The organism is Gaetbulibacter sp. M240 (genome assembly GCF_043876815.1).
GTDB lineage: Bacteria > Bacteroidota > Bacteroidia > Flavobacteriales > Flavobacteriaceae > Gaetbulibacter_A.
On sequence record NZ_JBAWKA010000002.1, the window covers coordinates 317948 to 339664 of the forward strand.

General features: G+C 36.3%; 17 protein-coding genes and 1 tRNA gene. 11 read left to right on the forward strand and 7 right to left on the reverse strand.

The window, feature by feature from the left end; all coding sequences use genetic code 11:
• Window positions 1-16: 16 nt before the first annotated feature.
• The 6 genes from rplA (at window position 17) to V8G61_RS06995 (ending at window position 10332) form a co-directional block, all read left to right on the forward strand.
• Complete coding sequence (gene rplA, locus V8G61_RS06970) at window positions 17-706, forward strand: 50S ribosomal protein L1 (RefSeq protein WP_394874794.1); 690 nt, start codon at window positions 17-19, stop codon at window positions 704-706.
• Between the two features lie 17 nt (window positions 707-723).
• The gene (gene rplJ, locus V8G61_RS06975; protein ID WP_394874795.1) at window positions 724-1245 is read left to right on the forward strand and encodes a 50S ribosomal protein L10; all 522 of its coding nucleotides are present in this window, start codon (window positions 724-726) and stop codon (window positions 1243-1245) included.
• A gap of 67 nt (window positions 1246-1312) precedes the next feature.
• Window positions 1313-1690 carry a 50S ribosomal protein L7/L12 gene (gene rplL / locus V8G61_RS06980; protein ID WP_344741122.1) on the forward strand — a complete coding sequence of 126 codons (378 nt, stop codon included), beginning with the start codon at window positions 1313-1315 and terminating at the stop codon, window positions 1688-1690.
• A gap of 125 nt (window positions 1691-1815) precedes the next feature.
• Window positions 1816-5628, forward strand: a complete 3813-nt coding sequence (gene rpoB / locus V8G61_RS06985) for a DNA-directed RNA polymerase subunit beta (protein ID WP_394874796.1) — start codon at window positions 1816-1818, stop codon at window positions 5626-5628.
• 30 nt (window positions 5629-5658) lie between these two features.
• Window positions 5659-9960 (forward strand): DNA-directed RNA polymerase subunit beta', encoded by a 4302-nt coding sequence (gene rpoC, locus V8G61_RS06990; RefSeq protein WP_394874797.1) that lies wholly within the window; start codon window positions 5659-5661, stop codon window positions 9958-9960.
• Window positions 9961-10014: 54 nt separating this feature from the next.
• On the forward strand, window positions 10015-10332 hold the full coding sequence (locus tag V8G61_RS06995; protein ID WP_394874798.1) for a DUF3467 domain-containing protein: 318 nt from the start codon (window positions 10015-10017) through the stop codon (window positions 10330-10332).
• Window positions 10333-10473: 141 nt separating this feature from the next.
• Here the strand turns inward: V8G61_RS06995 and V8G61_RS07000 are convergent, their stop codons facing one another.
• Together V8G61_RS07000 and V8G61_RS07005 are read right to left on the reverse strand one after the other, a co-directional pair.
• Window positions 10474-10707, reverse strand: coding sequence for a (4Fe-4S)-binding protein (locus tag V8G61_RS07000; RefSeq protein ID WP_394874799.1), 234 nt, complete (start codon window positions 10705-10707; stop codon window positions 10474-10476).
• 104 nt (window positions 10708-10811) lie between these two features.
• A complete protein-coding gene (locus V8G61_RS07005) occupies window positions 10812-12401 on the reverse strand; it encodes a peptide chain release factor 3 (protein WP_394874800.1) in 1590 nt (529 codons plus the stop codon).
• 127 nt (window positions 12402-12528) lie between these two features.
• Here V8G61_RS07005 and idi point away from each other — a divergent pair, with 127 nt between their 5' ends.
• The 4 genes from idi to V8G61_RS07025 all read left to right on the forward strand — a co-directional run bounded on the left by idi (window position 12529) and on the right by V8G61_RS07025 (window position 13982).
• Complete coding sequence (gene idi / locus V8G61_RS07010) at window positions 12529-13053, forward strand: isopentenyl-diphosphate Delta-isomerase (protein ID WP_394874801.1); 525 nt, start codon at window positions 12529-12531, stop codon at window positions 13051-13053.
• Window positions 13050-13460 (forward strand): 6-pyruvoyl trahydropterin synthase family protein, encoded by a 411-nt coding sequence (locus V8G61_RS07015; protein ID WP_394874803.1) that lies wholly within the window; start codon window positions 13050-13052, stop codon window positions 13458-13460. Before idi ends, V8G61_RS07015 begins: the two co-directional genes overlap by 4 nt.
• A 120-nt stretch (window positions 13461-13580) precedes the next feature.
• Window positions 13581-13847, forward strand: coding sequence for a hypothetical protein (locus V8G61_RS07020; protein ID WP_394874804.1), 267 nt, complete (start codon window positions 13581-13583; stop codon window positions 13845-13847).
• A 61-nt stretch (window positions 13848-13908) separates the two neighbouring features.
• A tRNA-Thr gene (locus V8G61_RS07025) sits at window positions 13909-13982 on the forward strand.
• 68 nt (window positions 13983-14050) lie between these two features.
• Here the strand turns inward: V8G61_RS07025 and V8G61_RS07030 are convergent.
• The 3 genes from V8G61_RS07030 to V8G61_RS07040 form a co-directional block, all read right to left on the reverse strand.
• A complete protein-coding gene (locus tag V8G61_RS07030) occupies window positions 14051-16363 on the reverse strand; it encodes a transglycosylase domain-containing protein (protein WP_394874805.1) in 2313 nt (770 codons plus the stop codon).
• A 117-nt stretch (window positions 16364-16480) separates the two neighbouring features.
• Window positions 16481-17197, reverse strand: coding sequence for a DUF4369 domain-containing protein (locus V8G61_RS07035; RefSeq protein ID WP_394874806.1), 717 nt, complete (start codon window positions 17195-17197; stop codon window positions 16481-16483).
• Window positions 17198-17717: 520 nt separating this feature from the next.
• A complete protein-coding gene (locus tag V8G61_RS07040; protein WP_394874807.1) occupies window positions 17718-18311 on the reverse strand; it encodes an alpha-ketoglutarate-dependent dioxygenase AlkB family protein in 594 nt (197 codons plus the stop codon).
• A gap of 39 nt (window positions 18312-18350) precedes the next feature.
• Here V8G61_RS07040 and V8G61_RS07045 point away from each other — a divergent pair, with 39 nt between their 5' ends.
• A complete protein-coding gene (locus tag V8G61_RS07045) occupies window positions 18351-19016 on the forward strand; it encodes a M15 family metallopeptidase (RefSeq protein WP_394874808.1) in 666 nt (221 codons plus the stop codon).
• A gap of 28 nt (window positions 19017-19044) precedes the next feature.
• Here the strand turns inward: V8G61_RS07045 and V8G61_RS07050 are convergent, their stop codons facing one another.
• Both V8G61_RS07050 and htpG read right to left on the reverse strand, forming a co-directional pair.
• Complete coding sequence (locus V8G61_RS07050) at window positions 19045-19680, reverse strand: MOSC domain-containing protein (RefSeq protein ID WP_394874809.1); 636 nt, start codon at window positions 19678-19680, stop codon at window positions 19045-19047.
• A 119-nt stretch (window positions 19681-19799) separates the two neighbouring features.
• Entirely contained in the window at window positions 19800-21710 is a 1911-nt protein-coding gene (gene htpG, locus V8G61_RS07055; RefSeq protein WP_394874811.1) for a molecular chaperone HtpG, read from the reverse strand.
• Window positions 21711-21717: the final 7 nt, after the last annotated feature.

Sequence of the window (21717 nt, forward strand, 5' to 3'; positions counted from 1 at the left end):
TTAAAGACATTATAAAATGGCAAGATTAACAAAAAAGCAAAAAGAGGCTTTAGCGAAAATAGAAAAAGGTAAATTATATTCTATTGATGAAGCATCTGCATTAATCAAAGAAATTACCAATACCAAGTTTGATGCATCAGTTGATTTAGCAGTGCGTTTGGGTGTAGATCCACGTAAAGCTAATCAAATGGTACGAGGCGTTGTATCGCTTCCTCACGGTACTGGTAAAGACATGAAAGTATTAGCATTAGTAACACCTGATAAAGAAGCCGAGGCTAAAGAAGCCGGAGCAGATTACGTTGGGTTAGACGAATACCTTGATAAAATTAAAGGTGGTTGGACTGACGTAGACGTTATCATAACCATGCCAAGTGTGATGGGTAAATTAGGTCCTTTAGGACGTGTATTAGGTCCTCGTGGCTTAATGCCAAACCCAAAAACTGGTACTGTAACTATGGATGTCGCTAAAGCTGTAAGTGAAGTAAAAGCTGGTAAAATCGACTTTAAAGTTGATAAATTCGGTATCGTTCACGCGGCAATTGGTAAAGCATCTTTTAGTGCTGATAAAATTGCGGGTAACGCAAATGAATTAATACAAACATTAATTAAATTAAAACCAACGGCTGCAAAAGGGGTATATGTGAAAAGTATTCACATGTCTAGTACCATGAGTCCTAGTGTAGCAGTTAATCCTAAGATTGGTTAATAAGTTAAACTTTTATTATGACAAGAGAAGAAAAATCACGAGTAATTGAGGAGTTAACTGCCGAATTAACCAATAATGTAAATATCTATTTAGCTGATATTTCTGGATTAAACGCAGGTAGTACCTCAGATTTACGTCGCGCTGCATTTAAAGCGAACGTAAAGATGGCTGTTGTTAAAAACACATTACTTAGCAAAGCTATGGAAGCCTCTGATAAAGAATTCGGAGACCTTCCTACAGTACTTAAAGGTAATACATCTGTGATGTATGCCGAGGCAGGTAATGCACCGGCAAAATTAATTAAAAACTTCCGTAAAAAATCAGAGAAGCCTTTATTGAAAGGAGCTTTTATTGATGAAGCGATCTATATTGGTGACGACCAGTTAGACATGTTAGTGGATATCAAATCTAAAGAAGAATTGATAGGAGAGATTATTACAATATTACAATCTCCTGCTAAAAATGTTGTTTCAGCGCTTCAATCTGGAGGTGGTAAATTAGCTGGAATTATTAAAACACTATCTGAAAGAGAAGGATAGTATCAAGCAAGTACGCACTTTTATTACAATTATATTAAAATTTAAAATTTATTAAAACGATAGAAAAATGGCAGATTTAAAAGATTTCGCAGAACAATTAGTTAACTTAACAGTAAAAGAAGTTAATGAATTAGCTACTATATTAAAAGATGAATATGGTATCGAACCTGCTGCAGCTGCGGCAGTTGCTGTAGCTGGTCCAGCTGCAGGTGGTGGTGATGCTGAGGAAGCTCAAACTGAGTTTGACGTAATCCTTAAGGCCGCTGGTGCTTCTAAGTTAGCAGTTGTTAAATTAGTTAAAGAATTAACTGGTTTAGGACTTAAAGAAGCAAAAGGTCTAGTTGATGAGGCTCCAAGCCCAATCAAAGAAGGTATTGCTAAAGATGAAGCTGAAGCTCTAAAAGCTCAATTAGAAGAAGCTGGAGCTGAGGTTGAGCTTAAGTAGGCTTAACTTACTAAGAACTTAAAGGTTTAGGTCCGGAGCAGAGGCTCCGAGACCTAGACCATTTTGCGTATATAGAACTGAGATACGCTTTTTTATATTTTTTTTAATCAAAACTCCGTCCATTGATGTTGTCAACACAAGCTGAAAGATTAAATTTCTCGTCTATTGTTAATAGAACAGAATATCCCGACTTCCTGGATATTCAAATTAAATCCTTCCAGGATTTTTTCCAACTAGAGACCAAATCAGAAGAAAGAGGAGATGAAGGGCTATATAATACCTTCATGGAAAACTTTCCTATTACCGACTCCCGTAATCAATTCGTTTTAGAATTTTTGGATTACTTCGTCGATCCACCAAGATATACTATTGAGGAGTGTATTGAAAGAGGACTAACATACAGTGTGCCGCTAAAAGCGCGTTTAAAATTGTACTGTACAGATCCTGAACATGAGGATTTCGAGACTATTGTTCAAGATGTGTATTTAGGAACAATTCCTTATATGACACCAAGTGGTACGTTTGTTATCAATGGTGCCGAGCGTGTTGTGGTATCGCAGTTACACCGTTCTCCGGGCGTATTCTTCGGACAATCATTCCATGCGAACGGAACAAAATTATATTCTGCCCGTGTCATCCCATTCAAAGGGTCATGGATAGAATTTGCCACAGATATCAATCAGGTGATGTATGCCTACATTGATAGAAAGAAAAAATTACCGGTTACGACGTTATTCCGTGCTATCGGTTTTGAACGTGACAAAGACATCCTTGAAATTTTCGACCTTGCGGAAGAAGTAAAAGTGTCTAAATCCGGATTGAAAAAATATTTAGGTAGAAAATTAGCTGCTCGTGTACTTAATACATGGCATGAAGATTTTGTTGACGAGGATACAGGAGAAGTAGTATCTATTGAGCGTAACGAAATTGTGCTTGATCGAGATACTGAATTAGATAAAGATAATATCGAAGAAATTCTTGAAGCCGAAGTTAAAACCATTCTACTTCACAAAGAATCTACTGAGCAGGGAGATTATGCCATCATACATAATACCCTTCAAAAAGACCCTACCAACTCTGAAAAAGAAGCGGTAGAACATATTTACCGTCAATTACGTAATGCTGAACCGCCAGATGAAGAAACAGCGCGTGGTATTATCGATAAATTATTCTTCTCAGATCAACGTTACTCTTTAGGTGAAGTTGGTCGTTACAGAATGAACAAAAAATTAGGTCTTGATATCGGCATGGATAAGCAGGTGCTTACCAAAGAAGATATCATTACCATCATTAAATATTTAATCGAGCTTATTAACTCCAAAGCTGAGATTGATGATATTGACCACTTATCTAACCGTCGTGTACGTACAGTTGGTGAGCAATTATCACAGCAGTTTGGTGTTGGTTTAGCCCGTATGGCCCGAACAATTCGTGAGCGTATGAACGTTCGTGATAATGAGGTGTTTACGCCAATCGATTTGATCAACGCGAAAACTTTATCCTCTGTGATCAACTCGTTCTTTGGTACCAACCAGTTATCACAATTCATGGATCAAACTAACCCTCTTGCGGAAATTACGCATAAGCGTCGTTTATCTGCATTAGGACCAGGTGGTTTATCTCGTGAGCGTGCAGGTTTTGAGGTGCGTGACGTACACTATACACATTACGGTCGTTTATGTCCGATTGAAACTCCTGAAGGTCCGAACATTGGATTGATATCATCGCTTTCTGTATTTGCAAAAGTGAATTCTATGGGATTCATTGAAACACCTTACAGAACTGTTAAAGATGGTGTAGTTGATATTAAAGGAGAGCCAGTTTATTTGAGTGCCGAAGAAGAAGAAGAGAAAATGATTGCCCAGGCTACTGTAAAAGTCGATGATAAGGGCAAAATTTTACATGATAAGGTTATTGCTCGAATGGAAGGTGATTTCCCGGTTATTGAACCAGGAGATTTACATTATACAGATGTAGCTCCAAACCAGATCTCATCTATTTCTGCATCCTTAATTCCATTCTTGGAGCATGATGATGCGAACCGTGCATTAATGGGCTCGAACATGATGCGTCAGGCAGTACCATTATTATTACCTCAGGCACCAATTGTTGGAACCGGATTAGAGCGCCAAGTGGCTTCTGATTCTCGTGTTTTAATTAATGCTGAAGGAAACGGAGAAGTATTGTATGTGGATGCAAAACAGATTCAAATCCGATACGAGCGTACCGAGGATGAGGCTAAGGTAAGTTTTGATAGCGATATTAAAACTTATGAATTAGTAAAATTCAGAAAAACGAATCAGGGTACTTCGATCAACTTGAAACCTATTGTGGTTAAAGGTGATAAAGTAACTAAAGGTCAGGTGTTATGCGAAGGTTATGCGACTCAAAAAGGAGAGTTGGCACTTGGTAGAAACATGAAAGTGGCCTTCATGCCTTGGAAAGGTTACAACTTTGAGGATGCGATCGTGATCTCAGAGAAAGTGGTTCGTGAAGATATATTTACCTCAATACATATCGATGAATACTCGTTAGAGGTTCGTGATACAAAATTAGGTAACGAGGAGCTTACAAACGATATTCCTAACGTTTCTGAAGAGGCGACTAAAGACCTTGATGAAAACGGTATGATCCGTGTAGGTGCCGAAGTTAAACCTGGTGATATTCTTATTGGTAAGATCACACCAAAAGGGGAATCTGATCCAACACCTGAAGAAAAATTATTACGTGCCATTTTCGGTGATAAAGCTGGAGATGTTAAAGACGCCTCTTTGAAAGCATCACCATCATTAAACGGTGTTGTAATTGAGAAAAAACTATTCTCAAGAGCCGTAAAAGATAAGCGTAAGCGTGCTCAAGATAAAGATGATATCGCACAGTTAGAAGCTGAATACGATGTAAAATTTGATGAGTTGAAAGCTGTTCTGGTTGAAAAATTATTCGCTATAGTTAACGGAAAAACAGCTCAGGGTATTTATAATGATTTAGGTGAAGAGGTATTACCAAAAGGTAAGAAGTTCACTCTAAAAATGTTAAATGCCGTTGATGATTACGCACATTTAGTTTCAGGAAAATGGACAACAGACGACTATACCAACCAATTGGTAGCCGACTTAATCCACAACTATAAAATTAAAGAAAACGATTTACAAGGGTCACTTCGTCGTGAGAAATTCACCATTTCCGTGGGTGACGAATTACCTGCAGGAATTATCAAACTAGCTAAAGTTTACATTGCTAAGAAACGTAAACTTAAAGTAGGTGATAAGATGGCAGGTCGTCATGGTAACAAAGGTATTGTGGCGCGTATCGTTCGTCAGGAGGATATGCCATTCTTGGAAGACGGAACACCAGTAGATATCGTATTGAATCCACTAGGGGTACCTTCTCGTATGAACATTGGTCAGATTTATGAAACTGTTCTTGGTTGGGCTGGTCAAAAATTAGGACGCAATTATGCGACGCCTATTTTTGATGGCGCATCGATTGATCAGATTAATGAATTCACTGATGAAGCCGGTATTCCACGTTACGGACACACCTATTTATATGACGGAGGAACAGGTCAGCGTTTCGATCAGCCTGCAACGGTTGGTGTGATCTACATGTTGAAATTAGGACACATGGTAGATGATAAAATGCACGCCCGTTCAATCGGACCTTACTCATTAATTACACAGCAACCTCTTGGTGGTAAAGCCCAGTTCGGTGGTCAGCGTTTTGGTGAGATGGAAGTTTGGGCTCTTGAGGCATATGGTGCTTCAAGTACCCTAAGAGAGATATTGACTGTAAAATCTGATGACGTAATTGGTAGAGCCAAAACTTACGAAAGTATTGTAAAAGGTGAACCAATGCCAGATCCGGGATTACCAGAATCATTCAATGTATTAATGCATGAATTGAAAGGTCTAGGATTAGACATCAGATTAGAGGAGTAATTAATATAAAATTTATTTCAACCATTTATTATGGCAAGAAAACAAGATAAGAATACAGTAAAGAGATTTAACAAAATCTCCATTGGTTTAGCGTCGCCGGAATCTATTTTAGCGGAATCTCGTGGTGAGGTTTTAAAACCTGAAACTATCAATTATCGAACGCACAAGCCGGAACGTGATGGCTTGTTCTGTGAGCGAATTTTTGGTCCTGTAAAAGACTACGAATGTGCTTGTGGTAAATACAAAAGAATTCGTTATAAAGGTATCGTATGCGACCGTTGTGGTGTTGAAGTTACTGAGAAGAAGGTACGTCGTGATCGTGTAGGTCATATCAATCTTGTGGTACCCGTAGCACATATCTGGTATTTCCGTTCACTTCCAAATAAAATTGGTTATTTACTTGGGTTACCGTCTAAGAAATTAGATATGATCATTTATTACGAACGTTACGTGGTCATTCAACCGGGTAATGCTAAAAATGAAGAAGGTGAGCCTTTAGAAAAAATGGATTTCCTTACGGAAGAAGAATATTTGAATGTATTAGATTCACTTCCGCAGGAAAATCAATATTTAGATGATTCAGATCCTAATAAGTTCTTGGCTAAAATGGGAGCTGAGTGTTTAATTGAATTATTAGCACGTATCGATCTGGAATCATTGTCTTATGAATTACGTCATAAAGCCAATACTGAAACCTCTAAACAACGTAAAACTGAAGCATTAAAGCGTCTTCAGGTTGTAGAATCGTTGAGAGAAGCAAATCAGAACAGAGAAAACCGTCCAGAATGGATGATTATGAAAGTGATTCCTGTAATTCCGCCGGAATTACGTCCGTTGGTACCTCTTGATGGTGGTCGTTTTGCAACTTCTGATTTAAATGATCTGTACCGTCGTGTTATTATTAGAAATAACCGTTTGAAGCGTTTGGTTGAGATCAAAGCGCCAGAAGTGATTTTACGAAATGAAAAGCGTATGTTACAAGAATCTGTAGATTCGTTATTTGATAACACACGTAAATCTTCTGCTGTAAAAACAGATTCTAATAGACCTTTAAAATCGTTATCTGATTCCTTAAAAGGTAAGCAAGGACGTTTCCGTCAAAACTTACTAGGTAAACGTGTTGATTATTCTGCACGTTCGGTAATTGTTGTTGGACCAGAATTAAAATTATTCGAATGCGGATTGCCTAAGAACATGGCAGCTGAGCTTTACAAGCCTTTCGTGATCAGAAAATTGATCGAGCGTGGTATTGTGAAAACAGTAAAGTCTGCAAAGAAAATTATAGATAAAAGAGAACCAGTGGTTTGGGATATTTTGGAAAATGTGCTGAAAGGCCATCCGGTATTACTGAACCGTGCTCCTACATTACACCGTTTGGGTATTCAAGCTTTCCAACCTAAATTAATTGAAGGTAAAGCGATACAATTGCACCCATTAGTATGTACCGCTTTTAACGCGGATTTCGATGGTGACCAAATGGCGGTTCACTTGCCATTGGGTCCTGAGGCTATTTTGGAATGTCAGTTGTTAATGTTGGCATCTCATAATATCCTGAATCCAGCTAATGGTTCACCGGTAACTGTACCTTCACAGGATATGGTGCTTGGTTTGTATTACATGACCAAGGAGCGTAAATCAACACCTGATAACCCTATCAAAGGAGAAGGCTTAATATTCTACTCTCCTGAAGAAGTGGAAATTGCTTTCAACGAAAGACGTGTTGAACTTAATGCTATAATTAAAGTAAGAACTATTGATATCAACGAAGATGGTAAATTAGACAAAATGATTGTTGAAACAACGGTAGGTCGTGTGTTATTTAATCAACACGTACCACAAGCTGCAGGTTTCATCAATGAGGTATTGACTAAGAAAACCCTTCGAGATATTATCGGAAATATATTGAAGGTAACTTCTGTGCCTGAAACCGCTGACTTCTTAGATGCTATTAGAACTCTAGGATTCCAGTTTGCATTTCAGGGTGGATTATCGTTCAGTTTAGGTGATATTATTATTCCACCGGAAAAACAAAGTATGATTGATAAAGCCAATGGTCAGGTAGACGTTATTACCGCTAACTATAACATGGGTCTTATCACAAACAACGAGCGTTATAATCAGGTTATTGATATCTGGACCTCTACGAATGCTGAATTGACAGAATTGTCTATGAAACGTATCCGTGAAGATCAGCAAGGATTTAACTCTGTATATATGATGCTTGATTCCGGAGCGCGTGGTTCAAAAGAACAAATCCGACAGTTAACCGGTATGCGTGGCTTGATGGCAAAACCTAAAAAATCGAATGCTGGAGGTGGTGAGATTATTGAAAACCCGATTCTTTCTAACTTTAAAGAAGGACTTTCAATTTTAGAATACTTTATCTCAACTCACGGTGCTCGTAAGGGTCTTGCGGATACTGCTCTTAAAACAGCCGATGCGGGTTACTTAACACGTCGTTTGGTAGATGTGTCTCAGGATGTTATTGTTAATTCTGTAGATTGTGGTACGTTACGTGGTGTTGAAGTAGAACCATTGAAGAAAAATGATGAAGTGGTTGAAACACTAGAAGAACGTATCGTTGGACGTGTTTCTTTAAATGATGTTTACGATCCACAAACAGACGAATTGTTAGTAGCTTCAGGACAATTAATTGAAGATGACATCGCCAAAGCTATCGAAGATTCTCCAATTGATAGTGTAGAGGTTAGGTCTCCGTTAACATGTGAGGCTTTACAGGGTATCTGTTCAAAATGTTACGGTCGAAACCTTGCTACCGGTAAAATGGTACAGCGCGGTGAGGCTGTAGGTGTTGTAGCAGCGCAGTCTATTGGTGAGCCTGGTACCCAGTTAACCTTGCGTACATTCCACGTTGGTGGTATTGCAGGTAACATTTCTGAGGATAACAAATTGGTTGTGAAGTTTGATGGTATTGCTGAAATTGAAGATCTTAAAACCGTAAAAGGTAAAGATAATGAAGGCAATGATGCGGATATTGTTATCTCGAGAACTAGTGAACTTAAATTAGTGGATAAGAAAACAGGAATAACCTTAAGTACGAATAACATTCCTTATGGTTCAACCCTTTTAATTAAAAGTGGTGATGACCTTAAGAAAGGTGATGTTGTATGTACCTGGGATCCATATAACGGTGTGATTATTTCTGAGTTTGCAGGTAAGATCAAATATGAAAATATCGAGCAAGGCGTAACTTATCAGGTAGAGATCGATGAACAAACCGGTTTCCAAGAAAAAGTTATTTCAGAATCTAGAAACAAAAAATTAATTCCAACACTTCATATTGAAGACGGAAAAGGAAACACGATTCGATCGTATAATCTACCGGTAGGATCGCACTTAATGATCAATGACGGAGAGAAAATTAATGTTGGTAAGATTTTAGTTAAGATTCCTCGGAAATCGGCAAAAGCCGGAGATATTACAGGTGGTTTACCGCGTGTAACCGAGTTGTTCGAAGCACGTAACCCATCGAATCCTGCTGTAGTTAGTGAGATTGATGGTGTGGTTTCTTTCGGTAAAATTAAACGTGGTAATCGCGAAATTATCGTGGAGTCCAAGTTAGGTGAAATTAAAAAATATCTTGTTAAATTATCAAATCAAATCCTTGTACAGGAAAATGATTTTGTAAAAGCGGGAATGCCTCTTTCTGATGGTTCTATTACACCGAACGACATTCTGAATATTAAGGGCCCATCTGCGGTACAGCAATATTTAGTAAATGAAGTACAGGAAGTATACCGTTTGCAAGGTGTGAAAATAAACGATAAGCATTTCGAAGTTGTTGTAAGACAAATGATGCGTAAAGTTAGAATTATTGATTCTGGTGATACCATTTTCTTGGAAGATCAATTAGCTCACAAAGATGATTTTATTAAAGAAAATGACGAAATCTACGGAATGAAAGTTGTTGAAGATTCAGGGGATTCAGAGAATCTTAAAAACGGTCAGATTATCACCGCTCGTGAATTGCGAGATGAAAATTCGATTTTACGTCGTGAAGATAAAGAGCTTGTGGTAGCGAGAGAAGCGAAACCGGCAACGGCGACGCCAATCTTACAAGGTATTACAAGAGCGTCGTTACAAACAAAATCGTTTATCTCGGCGGCATCGTTCCAGGAAACTACAAAAGTACTTAACGAAGCAGCTGTGGCTGGTAAAGTAGATACTTTAGAAGGCTTGAAGGAAAATGTAATTGTTGGACATAGAATTCCTGCAGGTACAGGTATGCGAAGCTATAGAGACATCATTGTTGGTTCTAAAGAAGAATTTGACGAAATGATGCAGGTGAAGCAAGAATTAAATTATAATTAATAAAAAAAATAGTCCCGCCTCGTGTGGGACTATTTATTTATAAAAGCTAGTGTTATGGCAGACGAAAATAACAAACCAAAACAAGGACAGATCAATATTGAATTGGATGAAAATGTGGCTGAAGGAACCTATGCAAACTTGGCGATCATTAACCATTCGGTTTCTGAGTTTGTAGTAGATTTTGTAAATATTATGCCGGGCGTTCCAAAAAGCAAGGTCAAATCAAGAATTATATTAACGCCTCAACATGCCAAGCGGTTGCTAAAAGCATTAGGTGATAATGTGGCGCGTTTTGAAAATTCCCATGGTGAAATTAAGGATTACGAACAACCTCCGATTCCATTGAATTTTGGTCCAACCGGACAGGCCTAAGAAATAAATTTTTCTATGAATTTTGGAAAGAGGTTTTCGAAATGAATTTTACGAACAACCTCCGATTCCATTGAATTTTGGCCCAACTGGACAATCTTAAGAAAATAAAAAAGCCACGTGAAAAACGGGGCTTTTTTATTTTTAACTCGCTTGGGTCTTAATATTTAATCGGTATTGAAGTGCTCCTGAAGGACAGCGTTTTATTTGTTTAATAACAGCCTCTTTATTGGCGTTATCAAGATTTATCCAAGGTATGATATTATTACTGAAAACATCGGATAATTCTTTGGCACATCTGCCGGATTGCATGCAGGTTGATGGATCATAACTTACAGTTAAGTCGTTATTACTGAATTCGTTCTTTAAGGTAGACATAGGTGAAATAAATTTGAGGGTTTAGCATTACTAAAATAATAAAAAAATCGATAAAATGTATAAAAAACACGATAAAAAATTATACTGAAGGATAAATATTACATTTAAATAAATTCAGATGTAAAATGGAATTTGATATTTGGATATTTTTGTTGCGTCATTTGTAACGAAAATGGCGAATCTGCCAAAAACACTAATTGCCCCTGTTTATCTTTAGCCAAATACCGCTGCTTCACTCGAATAAATTCTTTAAACTCGTCGCTTTTCTCGTCTGCTGCTTCCACCCAACAAGCCTTGTGCACATTCAAGTTTTCATAACTGCATTTTGCTCCGTACTCATGTTCTAGCCGGTATTGTATTACTTCGTATTGAAGTGCTCCAACCGTTCCAATCACTTTTCGGCCGTTTAGTTCCAAAGTAAATAATTGGGCAACACCTTCATCCATTAACTGGTCTATACCTTTAAAAAGTTGTTTGGATTTCAAGGGGTCCGAATTATTAATATATCTAAAATGTTCTGGTGAAAAGCTTGGTATTCCACGATAATTCAACGCTTCTCCTTCCGTGAGTGTATCACCAATCTTAAAGTTTCCTGTATCATGTAAGCCTACAATATCGCCGGGATAGGACACATCTACAATTTCTTTTTTCTCAGCAAAGAAAGCATTCGGACTCGAAAATTTTAATTTTTTGTTGTGTCGAACATGTAAATAGGGTTTGTTCCTTTCAAATGTACCTGAAACTATTTTTATGAAGGCCAAACGATCCCGGTGATTTGGATCCATGTTAGCATGAATTTTAAACACAAATCCCGTAAAAGCTCTTTCGTCAGGTTTTACCTCACGCTCTTCACTTTGTTTTGGGCGAGGTTTAGGCGCGATTTCCACAAAACAATCCAAAAGTTCACGGACACCAAAATTATTCAACGCCGATCCAAAAAATACGGGCTGTAATTTACCATCAAGATAAGATTGCTTATCAAAATCAGGATAAATTCCTTCTACCAATTCGACTTCTTCTCTTAGTGTGTTTGCAGCTTTTTCACCTACTAAAGTATCTAATTCTTTATCTGCAAGATCTGATATTTCGATGGTGTCTTCAATATCCTTACGGCTATCTCCGGTAAATAAATTGATATTGTTTTCCCAGAGGTTATAAATGCCTTTAAAATCGTAACCCATTCCAATAGGAAAACTGAGTGGTGTTACCGTTAGTCCTAGTTTTTGTTCTATTTCATCCAATAAATCAAATGCATCTTTTCCTTCACGGTCCATTTTATTAATGAAAACGATCATGGGGATGTTACGCATACGGCATACTTCAACGAGTTTTTCCGTTTGCTCTTCAACGCCTTTAGCGACATCTATCACAACAATTACGCTGTCAACAGCCGTAAGGGTTCTAAAAGTATCTTCAGCAAAATCTTTATGCCCGGGCGTATCTAAAATATTAATTTTGGTTCCCTCGTATTCAAAAGCCAGAACTGAAGTTGCTACCGAAATGCCACGTTGACGCTCAATTTCCATAAAGTCACTGGTAGCTCCTTTTTTTATTTTATTACTTTTAACGGCACCAGCTTCTTGTATTGCACCACCAAATAGTAATAATTTTTCGGTTAAGGTAGTTTTACCTGCATCCGGATGGGAAATAATTCCAAAGGTTCTGCGGCGTTGTATTTCTTTTAAAAAACTCATAAAATTTGTCCAAATGGGATGCAAATATACGATATCAGAGCACAATAAAAATTATTGATTGATCCTCTTTTTAATTTTATCATAAAATAATTCAAGTTCCACTTTAAGTTGGTATTTTTGTTAAACTATGAAAGAAGAAAAAGTTATTTTGGTTAATGAAAAAGATGAGCCAATCGGGCTCATGCCAAAAATGGAAGCACATGAAAAAGCCTTATTACATCGGGCCTTTTCTGTTTTTGTATTTAATGATAAAAATGAATTAATGCTGCAACAGCGCGCTTTGGGTAAATACCATTCTCCAGGGCTTTGGACTAATACGTGTTGCAGTCATCAGCGTGAAGGTGAAACGAATATTGAAGCCGGAATGCGACGTTTGCAAGAGGAAATGGGCTTTTCTGTGCCTTTAGAAGAATCAATTTCATTTATTTATAAAGCCCCTTTCGACAATGGTTTAACAGAGCATGAATACGATCATATTCTAATTGGAAAATACAATGGTATTCCTGAAATTAATAGGGAGGAAGTTGCCAGCTGGAAATGGATGCCATTGGAAGTTGTTAAAAAAGATATCGAACGACACCCGGAAATATACACGGCCTGGTTTAAAGTTATTTTTGATAAATTTTACGAACATATTAATATAAGCTCATGAAAGTAACGGTTAGTAGAAAAGCCCACTTTAATGCGGCACACCGCTTGTATCGTAAAGATTGGGATGCTGATAAAAATGATGCCGTTTTTGGCAAATGTAATAATCCTAATTTCCACGGTCATAATTATGAATTGGTAGCGAGTGTAACCGGTTCTATTGACCCAGAAACTGGTTTTGTTATTGATATGAAAGTATTAAAGGACATTATTAAAAATGAAGTTGAGGATGCTTTTGATCACAAGAATTTGAATATTGAGGTTCCAGAGTTTAAGGATTTAAACCCTACCGCTGAAAATATTGCTGTGGTGATCTATAATAAGATGAAAGTTAAATTAGATCCGGATTTAGATCTTGAAATAATACTTTACGAAACCCCTCGTAATTTTGTAAAATACTCAGGAAGTTAAAGTTTTATCTAACGTTTTTCCGAAATTATATAATTTCTTCTTCTAAAATTTATTCACTTTAAAAAAGTGAAATATATCATTCTATATCATTAATTTTGTTTAAAATTTAAAAACACACACATGGCAAACGTAAGAGACTTGAAAAAAGATATCAATTATGTATTAGGCGATATTATTGAGGAAGTTTATGTATGGGAATACGAGAACACAGATAAAGACACAAAAAAAAGTGAAGCTATTATTGATGAAGCAATTACCACTTTTGATGAACTGATAGCAAAAGTTAATGCTAAAACTGATAATCCGAAAGCTCATTATAAAGCGATTAAAAAAGAGCTGGAGGATAAGGGAAATGCACTTTTGGATAAACTCAAAAAATTAGGATAAATTTTTTAACGGGACTATTGTGAAATTAATTTTTGCGATTATATTTGCATCCGTTAAATAAGCCGATATAGCTCAGCTGGCTAGAGCAGCTGATTTGTAATCAGCAGGTCGTGGGTTCGAGTCCCTCTATCGGCTCCTTTCGAAGGTTTGCAGTGGCAAACCTTTTTTTATACTTTTTATTTCAAAGCTGAAAATCAATATTCTTATTCTTTTTTCTCATTGCCAAAAAGCCATGAAAAAATACCTTTTTTCTTTTTCTTTTTGAATTCAGTCTTATCTGGTGAAGGTTCGAAAAGGCGTTGTAAAAAGTTTTCTTTTTTTATTAGCGGACAGCTTAAATCTGCAATTACCTGATCTGATGGCGTTTCAAATGTGCTCTTTGTGATCTTATCGTATTTCGCATCTTTGTTTAAGGCTCTTAAATAATTGGCGAAAATAGGTAGGGCTGAATTGGCACCCTGACCAATAGCCGTGTTGCTAAAACCAATTTGTTGATGATCGTTACCCACCCAAATTACGGTGACTAATTGGGGTAAAATACCAACAAACCAACCATCTTTGTTATCTTGCGTTGTCCCTGTTTTTCCTGCAATGTCATTATTGAATTGATATGTTGATCGTAATCGTTGGGCCGTACCCTCATTCACCGTAGCCTTTAAAAACTCAAGCATAACCTGTCTGGTGTAATCGCTGTAAACTTTCTCGACAGTACGTTCCGGATTTAGGTCCTCGTAGGACGCAAGAAGTTTTCCGTCTTTTGTTTCAATTTTTCGAATGAAAATAGGCTGTGAAGGTTTACTGTCATTAACGAAAGAGGTATAAGCCTCACCTAACTCGATCACCCTTAAATTAGAAGACCCAAGAGCTATGGATGGTACTTCCTCTATATTACTTTGAACCCCCATGGCATGAGCTTGATCGATGACCTTGTTAATTCCTGTTTCATGTAATACTTTCACAGCTACCGTATTGATAGAATGGCTTAAAGCGTATTTTAAAGAATAATTTAGATTGTTCAAAGAATCGGCATCAGAAGCATTGGTGGGTTTCCAATTCTCGTAATCTGTATAAGTTATTGCTTTTGGCGAGAAATAGCTACAAGGCTTCATCCCTGATTCCAGAGCGGCGGTATACACAAAGGGCTTGAAGGTTGAACCTACCTGCCGCTTGCTTTGCGATACGTGATCATATTGAAAATAGCGATAATCAATACCGCCAACGTAAGCCCTAACAGCACCGGTAGAAGGTTCTATAGAAATTAAGCCGGTATTTAAAAATTTCAAATAATAGGATAAACTATCAAGTGTAGAAATTGATTTTTTAATGCTTCCATTCCAGGAGAATAGTTCTTGTTCGACAGGTTTACTTAAAGAATCTAGAATTTCTTCTTCGGAAAATTTTAGTGCTTTTAGTCGTTTATAAATTTCTAATCGTTTCAGTACCGATTGAAAACCAGATTTATTTTTTAACCATGGTTTATTTTTACCATAGGCATTTTCATACTCTTTTTGCAACTTGGCCATTCGGTCTTTCATAGCTTTTTCCGCATATTGTTGCAGGGTATTGTCTAGAGTAGTGTATACCTTTAAACCGTCTTGGTAAAGATTATAGTGCTCGCCATTCTCTTTTTTGTATTTATTTTGACGAAGTATACGATCGAGTTGTTTTTTTACTTCTTCTCTGAAATAAGGGGCTAATCCCTGGTTAGGAGCAAAATGTTGATAGTTCAGGACGATGGGTTCATCCATAGATCTTGAGGCCATGTCAGGCTCCAAATACCCGTATTTTACCATTTGTTGTATGACAACATTTCTTCTCGACCTCGATTTTTCAGGGTATATTCTGGGATTAAAGCTATGGTTCGCTTTTAAAGTTCCAATAAGAGTTGTAGCTTGAGGAATACTTAACTGTTTTGTATTTACATTAAAAAATTTAAGCGCAGCACTTTCGATACCAAATGTGTTATCAGAAAACGGGACGGTGTTCAAATAAAAGGTCAGGATCTCCTTTTTTGAGTAAAGAGATTCAATCCTCCTAGCTACAATACTTTCTTTAATTTTATTTACAGGCAAGGTTAGTGGACCATAATTATGACGGCCATATAAATTTTTAGCCAACTGCAAGGTTATGGTGCTTCCACCACCTGAAGATTCATCACCGGTTAAAATAGTTTTGAAAAATACGCGAAAAAGACTTTTATAATCGATGCCGTTGTGCTCATAAAATCGAACGTCTTCTGTGGCTATTAAGGCATCAATAAGGTGTTTCGGAAAATTCTCGTGAGATATCGATTGACGATCATAAATATAATATTTTCCAATCAATTGATTATTAACATCTAAAATGCTGGTCGCTTGGCTTTGCTTAAGATCTTTTAACGCATTCAGCGATGGAATTTTCCCCCATATACCAAAATAAATACTGAGGTAAAAAAGTATTAGAATCCCTGCAAATAATCCCGCCCCTTTTAAAAGGTATGTTTTCCAGTTTTTTTTTATCCGTGATTTAATTTTCATGAATTCACAAGGTAATTAATATGTTTTTGGCTATTCATTATAAATGAATTTTATATTAAAAACGAATAAATACCTTTAAGAATTATGTTTTGGGATTTTTTATTTTAAGTATTTTACTTAATCCCCATCGCTTGGTTGTTCGTTTTTGCGAATATCTTCTAAAAACTTGTCTAGCGCTTTCCCATATTTAGAAGCTTTAACCTTTGGGGTTAACGATTTATTTATGGTATCCAATAACTTATAGCGGGCATCATAAATATCGGCAAGAGCAATGTAAGGCGCGACCTCACTATCGTTATGGTTTATGGCAAAGTTTACAGCATATAGATAACGACGCTTTATTAAATTGTCGCGCCTAGCGGACAAAGAATCCAAAAGCTGTGAATTTCCTTCTCTTTGAGCGTTTAGCTGCGCTTCGATCAAAGTTAAATTTTCATTATTTAGTTTCAAGATTACCTCTTGATATTCGGCGTAAGTGTCTTGCTGTACCGATCCTTTAATTTTAGCCCCAAATACAAAATTCTTCAAGGAGGTATGTATCTCGGTAATACCCTTATCTGCAAAAAAAGCAATTCGATCATCTTCCTTACTATTTTTGTCTAAGTATAGATAGAATATTTGTGGTGACTCTAAAGCGCTACCCAATTCGAAATTTGAGTTCCCATTAATAGCAGCAGAATCCACACTAACCAAGGCGGAATCGTTCATTTTTTTTAAATAGATGGTCCCCTTTCTCAAACCTTCCACGTGGCCTTTAACAATTAAATCCTGTTCTTTTTTACCACATGCCATCATTAGAAGGGCACATAAAACTATTAGGGTTTTATTTATCATATCATATTTATTAATGGTACAAATATCATATTAATATCAAATAAATACTAATGGGATTCATATAATTTTATAGATGTTAAATAAAACTTAATATTATATTATTTTGAGATTTGGCACGTTAGTTGTTTTATAATTAGTACTATTTTATTTCAGTAAACCTGTTTTACATTAATGTTTAAAATAGTTATTCATATTTTGGTTGGTTAGTTAGAAAAAAGCATCCCTAAAACGGATGCTTTTTTATTTTTACTCTTCAACCGTTATGCTTTTTATCGATGAAATGCATATTTTTGTCGGAAATTGTTAAAATTATGCGTATTTCGTCGATTTATAATGCTTTTAATCGTTTTAGTGTTAGTAATAATTATATATTTGATGTGTACTAAATAACATACTTTTTAGTTCAATGGATTAATTAATTAATATTTGCATTATGTTGTTGATATGGAAACCCCAAATCTAGCTTCATAATATAAAAAGCAAATTGAAAGAAAACCGGGTTTGAGGGAACCCGGTTTTTTTATTGTATAATTCTGAAGGTTAAATTAATCCGTTTTCCAACAGGTTTCCTTGTCTTGGGAATCTGATGTAACCAGAAGTGTTGCGTTTTTCCTTTCATAACTAACAAACTACCGTGTTCCAAGATCAGAGTTTCTTTTAAACTGCTATTATTTCGATGTTTAAAATTAAATTTCCTTTCGTCACCGAAGCTTACAGAAGCTATTACAGGGTTTTCACCTAAACTTTTTTCGTCATCAGCATGCCAACCGTTACTATCTTGTCCATCCCGATATAAATTGGCTAAACAGCTCGTAAATTCTATGCCCAAAATACTTTCAAGTCTTTCTTTAATTTGTTTTAAATTACCTTTAAAGGGATGTGGAGACATCGTAATATTGCTATACTTATAAACCTTATCGTTATCTGCAAAAAAGGCAGTTAATCTGGGTTGTAGATGTGTTTTACCAAAAACGGTGATCGTATCTTGTTGCCAAGGTGTCATGTTCAGTAAATCTTGAAATAAAAGGTCGGACTGACTGGGACTAAAAAACTGTGGGTAATAGATAACCTCGGCATCAGGCATTTTTAATTCTTGCCATTCCGGTAAGCTCATAACTTTTTATTTTCTAAATTAGTGCAATTAACATTTATAATGAAGTACTACATTATATTTTTATTTCTTTTACTTGGTTCCAGGTCATTTGCACAGTTACCAATTGGTTTTGTTTATGTTAAAGAACAGATTCCTGATCTGGTGGTTGAACTGCGTTATTATGGCAATTATAATTTCGTAGGAAGGCACGTTGATGGGTATTACGAAAATAAATTGGTATTAACTGAAGAAGCTACCCGTGCCTTAAAAGCAGTTCAAAAAGAACTTCAAAATAAAGGCTTGTTACTTAAGGTATATGATGGTTATCGTCCACAACGTGCCGTAAATCATTTTGTTAGATGGGCAAATAACTTTAATGACACAATTAATAAGGGTATATTTTATCCCGAAGTTCGGAAAAAAAATTTGTTTAAAGAAGGGTATATTGCTACACGCTCTGGCCACAGCCGTGGTAGTACAGTAGACTTAACAATAATAAATGCTAAAACGAAGGTTCCACTGGATATGGGTAGTAAATATGACTTTTTTGGAAAAAAGTCTTGGGTTAACTACAATAATATTTCAAATGAGCAAAAGGCTAATCGGCGCTTATTACAAGTAATAATGATGAAACATGGCTTTCGGAATTACCCCAAAGAGTGGTGGCATTTCACCTTAAAAAACGAACCTTTTCCAAATGATTACTTCGATTTCCCAATAAGATAAAAGTAACTGCTTTTCTCGTCCAAATCAATCATTTTAAAAATTTCTTAAGGCTCATTCTTTTTTGCGGAGGTACGGCCTCGTTTTTAATAGCTTTTTTTAAATGTTCTATATTTTTAGATTTATCGTACAGTAGGCTGAAAAATTGGGTTGTCGTGATACTATTTTCAGCCTGTTCAATCAAATGGAATACATCACCAGGTGCTATTTTTCCTTCTTGTAAAACGCGAGCATAAGTTCCGGGATTACCATGCGTTACAAATTGTTCTATAACATTTTGATTACCAAACTTCACGCCTAGTTTGTAGCAAGGTTCTCGAGGTGTGGTTATTTGTATTTGGGCGTCGCCTACCGCGTAAATACTACCAATATAAAGTTGGGAATCATCCATGTCAACCACTGTTAAATTTTCACCAAACATTCCATATTGCCAGTCAAGGTCAGGATAAAGGCTCTTCCAATAAACGTAATGATTCTCCGAAAATAAGTAACACGCTTTATAAGTACCCCCATGGTGTTTTCTATCTGTTACTTCATCATTTTTTACATCTTCTAAACCTAAAAAAATACCGCTTTCAGATGGGCTTTTAAAAATACCCGTTGTTTCTGTTTTCCCTCGGAAGATTATTTGTTTTGGTGTTGCAATGTTGGTTGAAATAATTTTCAAAATAAATTTATTTTTATGGATGCTGTAATATCTAAAAAATATCTCAATTAGGCCATAAAAAAAGCCACTATGCGATACATAGTGGCTCCTTATTTATTAGTTTGTTTTGGCGGATGAGCTTACTTGATCATATCGTAACTGCGTTTTACAAAATTTGTAAGTTCTTCACCTTTCAATAAACCTTGCGATAATCTCGCCAAATCTAAACTTTGATTAATTAAGCGCTCTTGTTTTTTTCTGGTTTTGGCATTCAAAATCTGAGATACCAACTCGTGATTTGTATTCACTACCAGATTGTACATTTCAGGCATATTTCCCATTCCAAACATTCCGCCACCTCCGGTTTGTTGCATTTCTTTCATACGTCGCATGAACTCTGGTTGGGTAATAATAAATGGCGCTGCATGGCTATCCATGGCCTCCAGTTGTACTGTGAATTTTTCAGATGGTATAACTTCTTTCAGTAATTCGTCTAAAGATTTTTTCTGATCGTCATCCAACTTAGAAAGCGTATTGTCATCTTTCTTGATCAAGTTATCAATATGATCACTGTCTACACGTACAAAAGATATATTATCTTTTGAGGTTTCTAATTTCTGGATCAAATGCGAAACAATGGGTGAGTCCAGGAGCAAAACTTCATAATTCTTGGCTTTAGCTGCTTCTATATAACTGTGTTGCGCATCTTTGTTAGAGGCGTATAGAATGACGAGTTTATCATCCTTATCCGTTTGTTTTGCTTTAATTTTATTGTAAAGCTCCTCGTAGGTGAAGTAGGAGCCGTCTACTGTTGGGTATAAAGCGAAGGCCTCTGATTTTTCAAAGAATTTCTCCTCTGATAGCATACCGTATTCGATCACAATTTTTATATCGTCCCATTTTTTCTCAAAATCTTCACGATCATCTTTGAATAACGATTTTAGTTTGTCCGCTACTTTTCTAGTAATGTAGGATGAGATCTTTTTAACAGCACCATCCGCTTGCAAATAAGATCGTGAAACGTTTAAGGGGATATCTGGAGAATCAATTACACCGCGTAACATGGTTAAAAACTCAGGTACAATACCTTCCACATTATCGGTTACATACACCTGATTTTGATATAATTGAATTTTATCCTTTTGAATTTGCATATCGTTCGATAACCTTGGGAAATACAAAATTCCGGTGAGGTTGAAAGGGTAATCTACATTGAGATGGATGTGGAATAAGGGTTCCTCAAATTGCATGGGATATAATTCCCGGTAAAAATTCTTGTAATCCTCATCTTTAAGATCCGTTGGTTGTTTTGTCCAGGCCGGATTAGGATTGTTTAAAATGTTATTTACCGTTATTTTTCTTTGAGGTTCCTTAGTTTCCTTACCGTCTTTATCCGTGATGGTTTTAGGTTCATGCTCCGGATCATTTATTTCTTTTGTTCCAAATTTAATTGGGATGGGCATGAACTTGTTGTACTTCAATAATAACTCTCGAATACGTGACTCTTCCAGAAACTCCGAAGAATCTTTATCGATATGAAGAATGATCTCCGTACCACGTTCTTTTTTATCTGACTCTTCTAATGAAAACTCAGGAGAACCGTCGCAGGTCCAGTGTGCAGCAGGTTCATCTTTATATGATTTTGTGATGATCTCTACCTTTTCAGCGACCATAAAAGCGGAGTAAAAACCTAATCCGAAATGTCCTATGATTCCAGAATCTTTAGCAGCATCCTTATACTTATCTAAAAATTCTTCCGCACCGGAAAAAGCAACTTCATTAATATATTTCTTAACTTCTTCAGCGGTCATACCGATACCCTGATCAATAATATGTAGTTTCTTAGTTTTTTTATCAACTTTCACCTCTATAAGCGGGTTTCCGTATTCAACTTTAGCTTCACCTACATTTGTAAGATGTTTTAGTTTAAGGGTGGCATCAGTGGCATTACTAATAAGTTCACGCAGAAAAATCTCGTGATCACTGTATAAGAATTTTTTAATGAGTGGGAAGATATTTTCTACCGATACATTAATGTTTCCTTTTGTCATAATATAT